Source organism: Clostridium sp. (assembly GCF_051654825.1).
In the GTDB taxonomy this organism is placed as follows: Bacteria; Bacillota; Clostridia; order Clostridiales; family Clostridiaceae; genus Clostridium.
The window spans coordinates 1-5,658 of the sequence record NZ_JBOFYU010000078.1; the positions used below are offsets into that span (position 1 = coordinate 1).

4 protein-coding genes are annotated in these 5,658 nt (G+C 29.1%); 2 read left to right on the forward strand and 2 right to left on the reverse strand.

Annotated elements, in window-relative coordinates; genetic code table 11:
* Positions 1 to 363 precede the first annotated feature (363 nt).
* Complete coding sequence (gene argS / locus ACRDBA_RS04795; RefSeq protein WP_438571784.1) at positions 364 to 2,070, forward strand: arginine--tRNA ligase; 1,707 nt, start codon at positions 364 to 366, stop codon at positions 2,068 to 2,070.
* Between the two features lie 397 nt (positions 2,071 to 2,467).
* Positions 2,468 to 3,439: a YegS/Rv2252/BmrU family lipid kinase gene (locus tag ACRDBA_RS04800; RefSeq protein WP_438571785.1), complete on the forward strand. Its 972-nt coding sequence runs from the start codon at positions 2,468 to 2,470 to the stop codon at positions 3,437 to 3,439.
* Positions 3,440 to 3,480: 41 nt separating this feature from the next.
* Here the strand turns inward: ACRDBA_RS04800 and ACRDBA_RS04805 are convergent, their stop codons facing one another.
* Positions 3,481 to 5,085, reverse strand: a complete 1,605-nt coding sequence (locus ACRDBA_RS04805; RefSeq protein WP_438571786.1) for a hypothetical protein — start codon at positions 5,083 to 5,085, stop codon at positions 3,481 to 3,483.
* Positions 5,086 to 5,097: 12 nt separating this feature from the next.
* Positions 5,098 to 5,598: a hypothetical protein gene (locus ACRDBA_RS04810; protein WP_438571787.1), complete on the reverse strand. Its 501-nt coding sequence runs from the start codon at positions 5,596 to 5,598 to the stop codon at positions 5,098 to 5,100.
* Between the last annotated feature and the right edge of the window lie 60 nt (positions 5,599 to 5,658).

The following is a 5,658-nucleotide window of genomic DNA, read 5'->3' on the forward strand; positions in this document are numbered from 1 at the left end:
AGGTTATTTACTAATACAATTACACAGGCTGTAGATATGATACAGCAATCAGGAATAGATGCTAAATATACAATGCAACAAGAAGATGATGGATATGAGATTAGAATAAAAATCCCTATGAAAAAATAATAGAGCATTATTACATACTAGGTCTAGTGATATAAAATAAGCTAGGCCTCATTTTAGTGTATGATATAGGTAGATTTAGGAAAAAATCTAATAAAACTTATAGAGAATTGTGTGAAATATGTGTCCTTGATATACAAGGGAGAATTAGGTACAATAGAGTAACAGTAGAATGTTATCTAACGGATTAGACTAGATTGAAATAGATAAGAAAATAAGCAAAAGAGGAGAATAAAAATGAAAGATTTTAAATTAGAATTAGCTAAAATCTTAGCTGAAAAGGTAACGGCTCTTTCAGTTGAAGAGATTTATAACATGATAGAAGTTCCTGCTAATACAGAGATGGGAGATTATGCATTTCCATGCTTTAAATTAGCTAAAGAACTTAGAAAAGCACCTCCGATTATTGCAAAAGAAATTGCAGAATCATTGCCACAAGTAGAATTCCTAGCACAGGTTGAGACTGTTAATGCCTACATTAATTTCTTTGTAAATAAGGAAATTTTAGTGAAAGATGTAATGGATACAATACTTAAAGCAAAAGAAGGATATGGATTAGCAAAAGAACAGGATAAAGGAAATGTAGTTATTGATTATTCTTCTCCTAATATTGCAAAACCTTTCCATGTAGGACATCTTCGCTCAACAGTTATTGGACATAGTTTATATCGTATTTTCGAAGCATTAGGCTATAAATGTGAAGGTGTTAACCACTTAGGTGACTGGGGGACTCAGTTTGGAAAACTTATAGTAGCCTATAAAAACTATTCTAGTAAAGAAGCAGTTGAGGAAAAGGGAATTTCTGAACTTCTTAGAATCTATGTGTTATTCCATGAGGAAGCAGAAAAAACTCCAGAGTTAGAGCAAGAAGCAAGAGATTACTTTACTAAGATGGAGCAGGGAGATGAAGAAGCACTTGCTTTATGGAAATGGTTTAAAGAGATCAGCTTAAATGAGTTTGAGAGAGTATATAAGATGTTAGGTGTAACATTTGATAGTTATAATGGTGAAGCGTTCTATAATGATAAAATGGCTACAGTTATAGCAGAATTAGAAGAAAAAGGTCTTATTGAATTAAGTGAAGGGGCGAAAATAGTAAGGCTAGATAATGAAAATATGGCTCCTTGCTTAATTACTAAGAAAGATGGTAGTTCACTATATGCTACCCGTGATATTACAGCTGCAAAATATCGTAAAGAAACTTATGATTTTAAAAAATGCATTTATGTTACAGCACTTCAACAGAATCTTCACTTTGCACAGTGGTTTAAAGTTATAGAAAAAATGGAATATGAGTGGGCTGAGGACTTAGTTCACGTTCCATTTGGAATGGTAAGTATGGAGTCTGGATCATTATCAACGCGTAAAGGGAACGTGCTATTACTAGAAGATATTTTAAAAGAAGCGGTAGATAAGACTAAACAAGTTATTGAAGAAAAGAATCCAGATTTACCAAATAAAGAAGAAGTAGCTATGCAAGTTGGAATTGGAGCAGTAATTTTTGATGATATGTATAATAATATTATCAAAGATATTCAATTCTCATGGGAGCGAGTATTAAACTTTGATGGAGAAACGGGTCCTTATGTACAATATACTCATGCAAGAGCATGTAGTGTACTTCGCAAGGCAGGAATTGATATAGATAAAGTACTTAACATAGACTATAGTGTGCTAACAGATGAAGCTAGTGTTGGTGTAGTTAAAGCATTAGCTGCATTTGAAGATAAGATTAAAGAAGCAGCAGCTAAATATGAACCATCTTATATGGCTAGATATGCAGTTGATGTAGCTCAGGCATTTAATAAGTTTTATCATGATAATGCTATTTTAGTAGATGATGAAAATATTAAGAATGCAAGATTATCAATCGTTATTGCAGTTAAATATGTATTAAAAAATACTTTATATTTATTAGGTATAAAAGCACCAGAACAAATGTAAATTTAATAAAGCTCCCTTTAAAACTTGTTAAAGGTAGCTTTATTTTGAGTAAAGTAGCTTTTAATAAAATATTTAAGCTCATATTAAGCATGAATATAGAAAAATATCATATAATAAAAAGGACAAGTAAAGATAAAATAATAGATGAATGTCGAAAAATATATAAATATGAACTTGTTAATAAAAAGAAAAAGAATATAATATAATACTTATACACAATTTGAAATAAGTAAAATAAACTTTAACTTATACACATGGATGTGGATAAAGAAGAAATAGAGTGTGACCTTTATTTTCAAGGGATAAAAAATTTTTTAATTAAAGTTATCCACAAGTTAAAAAAAATTTTACTTTAGCATAAAGTATTGTGGATAACATGTGTTAGGAGAGAAATGAAATGAAAAGCGCAATATTATTATATAATCCTAAGGCAGGGAATAGACAAATTACGACAGAATTAGATTATATAATCAAAAGAGTACAATCTATGGGGTATGAACTTCGGTTATATAGAAGTGAAACACAGGGTGCAATAGAAAAGTACATTATTGATCATATAACAAATAGTAATACAGATATGATTATTGTCTCAGGTGGAGATGGAACAATTAATGAGTGTATTAATGGGATGGCAAAAAAAGGCCTAGATATACCTATAGGGATTCTGCCATTAGGAACTGCCAATGATTTTGCTCACACGGCTGGAATTACGATGACTACTAGAGGAGCATTAGATATAATTGCTCAACAAAATATAGAATATGTGGATATTGGAAGAGTTAATGAAAAGTATTTTATTAATGTATGTAATATGGGACTTTTTAGTGGTGTATCACATATTATAGATCTAGAATTAAAGAAGAATTTCGGGAAATTAGCCTACTACATAAAAGGAATTGAAGAGCTGCATAATTACCAGGCTATGGACTTAATAATAACTGATGGAGAAACGAGAATAGAAGGTAAGTATGTATTGGTATTGATATTTAACGGTAAAGGTGCGGGAGGATTTAATAAATTAGCTAAAAATGCGAGCATAAAAGATGGAAAGTTTGATGTAGTAGCTATTAAAGATGTAGGAATATATGACGTACCACTATTATTTCTAAAAGTTTTACAAGGAGAACATTTAGAAGACCCTAACGTAGATTATCTTATAACATCTAAGCTGAAAATAGAATGTAATAATAGCCGAGAAAGTTTTGTTACAGATATAGATGGAGAAATTGGACCTGATTTTCCTCTAGAAGTAAGTGTTATTGAAAATACGTTTAGATTTTATTTACCTTATATATCTAATACAACTTTATTAAAAGATAAGTTTATGGACCCACTTAATATATTAAAAAAACATATAGGAAATAAATAAAAATAAAGATAGCTTAAAAGAAATTTAAGCTATCTTTATTTTTATTCAAATTTATGAATGGTTAAAGTGGTATCAATATAAAATATTCCTTGTTTAAGGTTCATATTATCAACTTTTTGAACAGCAAAGTAAATTTTATTATTGCCACTTTCGATTAATGTAATATTTCCAGGAATGAGAATATATTTGACAACTTTAGATTGATTTGTACTATAAATGCAAAGTAAATTATCATTATCTATTTGCTGAGTAAATACAATATATTCATCAGATAAGAAAAGAGAATCATTAATAATACCTGTAGTAATAGAAATAGGAGAGTGATAATAATTATCTACAAAATATAGAATAGAATTTTCTTGGTTTTCAACAATATAAGTAAACTTAGTATTTTGCGGACAGATTGAAATAGAGTGAGGAGGGATAGATTGATTTTTTTCGATATAACGATGTTTCTCAGGAATGTTTTGATTAATAAGCATTAAAAAATATTGAGAGGGAGAACGCTCATCTAATAATAGTATGTAGGGATTCTTTAATAGAAAATATTTAGCATTGGAGGAATTTACAGTATGTAATAATATTTTTTCGTCATTCTTATAGTCTTCACGGTAAAATCCATAGTAGAGATCGTTTTCATCAGGTTCGATAGAAAATTTAAGCGTATTAGTAGATTTTGTAGAAGTGTGAGCAGGTTCAAATATGTCTAGTTCTTCGGTGATATCCAGTTGAGATAAAATAAATTGTTCATTGAGCATATTTTTTAAATAAGAAGATAGTTTCATAACACCTCTATTATGTATATAAGCATATTCAAAGTTATGTGAGAAGGAAAGTTTGCAGCCTAAATTAGTATCAAAAAATAAATAAGCAGGAATTGAAAACATTTCTTGTTCATAATTAGAAACAGATTCAGTGGAACCCCAAGTAACATTTCTCCATAGAATAGTCAAAATCATAGGATAGGTAATATTAATTGCTGATTCTTTTGATGTGTTAATCGTTAAAACTGTAGGATTAAGTGGATGAAATTTATTTATAAGGGAATAAATAGTTGAATTAGTATAAGGGATTTGTTTATTTCCTAAGAAAACATTTGAAAACTGGCTAGCATTAGAACTTAAAAAAATAGTTTCAACATTTTTAGGGGAAGTTAATTTTAATAAATAGCCATAATCACTAGGAAGTGTTTTTGTACTCCAAGAACTATAAGGAGTACTTGATTGAAGTGAGGTGATCCAATCAGAAAGTTCTTGTGGGTCAGTTATAGCAAAGAGCGGATCAGCATTTTTAGATGTATGAGCAAATACTTCAATCTTTTGGATATCATGAGTTGTATCATACATATATAATTTTTGAAGCGGATAAGAAATCGAATTAAAGTTAAAATTGGATAAAATAATAACTAATAGGCCCGTACCAATCATTTTTAACTTAATAGTTCTATTTTTAGTATCAAAAAGATAAGCGATGAACATAATACAAGCACCGAGGGGTAAAGGGATATTGACAACGACAGAGTGGATGCTACTTGCAAATAAATAAAAGATACACTTAAAAATGAAAAAGGGCTCTAAGTCTTTGTGATTATAATAAGCAGAACGCATGACTTTGAAAATAATAATAATTAAAAATAGGCTTTTCATAGCTATCTCCTTTTACATAATAGGATCCACAAAGAATGTGAAATGTTTGCTGTAGTAAAAAGTAGGAAAGGGAAAAAACTTATAAGGTACTATATAATAGAGATGAAATTTAGATTCTTTATTAGACATATAAGTTATTGGATACTTAGATTTCATTTTAAAACTAAAAGTATTTTTTAGATTATCGCCCTCTAGAAGTACATATTTATTTTTAGGATTAGGAATAAATTGAGAAATCAAGAACTCACTAGATTTATCATGAGTTTTTTGATAAAAGTACATCCAAGTATCTTCGACATTTTCTTCATATATTAAAAGGTAATATTTATCAAACATTTTATTAAGTGAAAGATTAATTTGTTGAATTTCAGGGGTATTCTCATTAGGAACAACAGTTATAGTGATATCTCCTAGGTTGGGAATATAAAATTGAAAAACTATAAATAAGCCAATATAACACACAATATATAATATGGTTAAATTTAATAAGGTATTGAAGATACTTTTTCGCATAAAGACTCCTTAAAATATTGATATGTTCCACGTGGAACGTATTAATAATAGATAAAGACT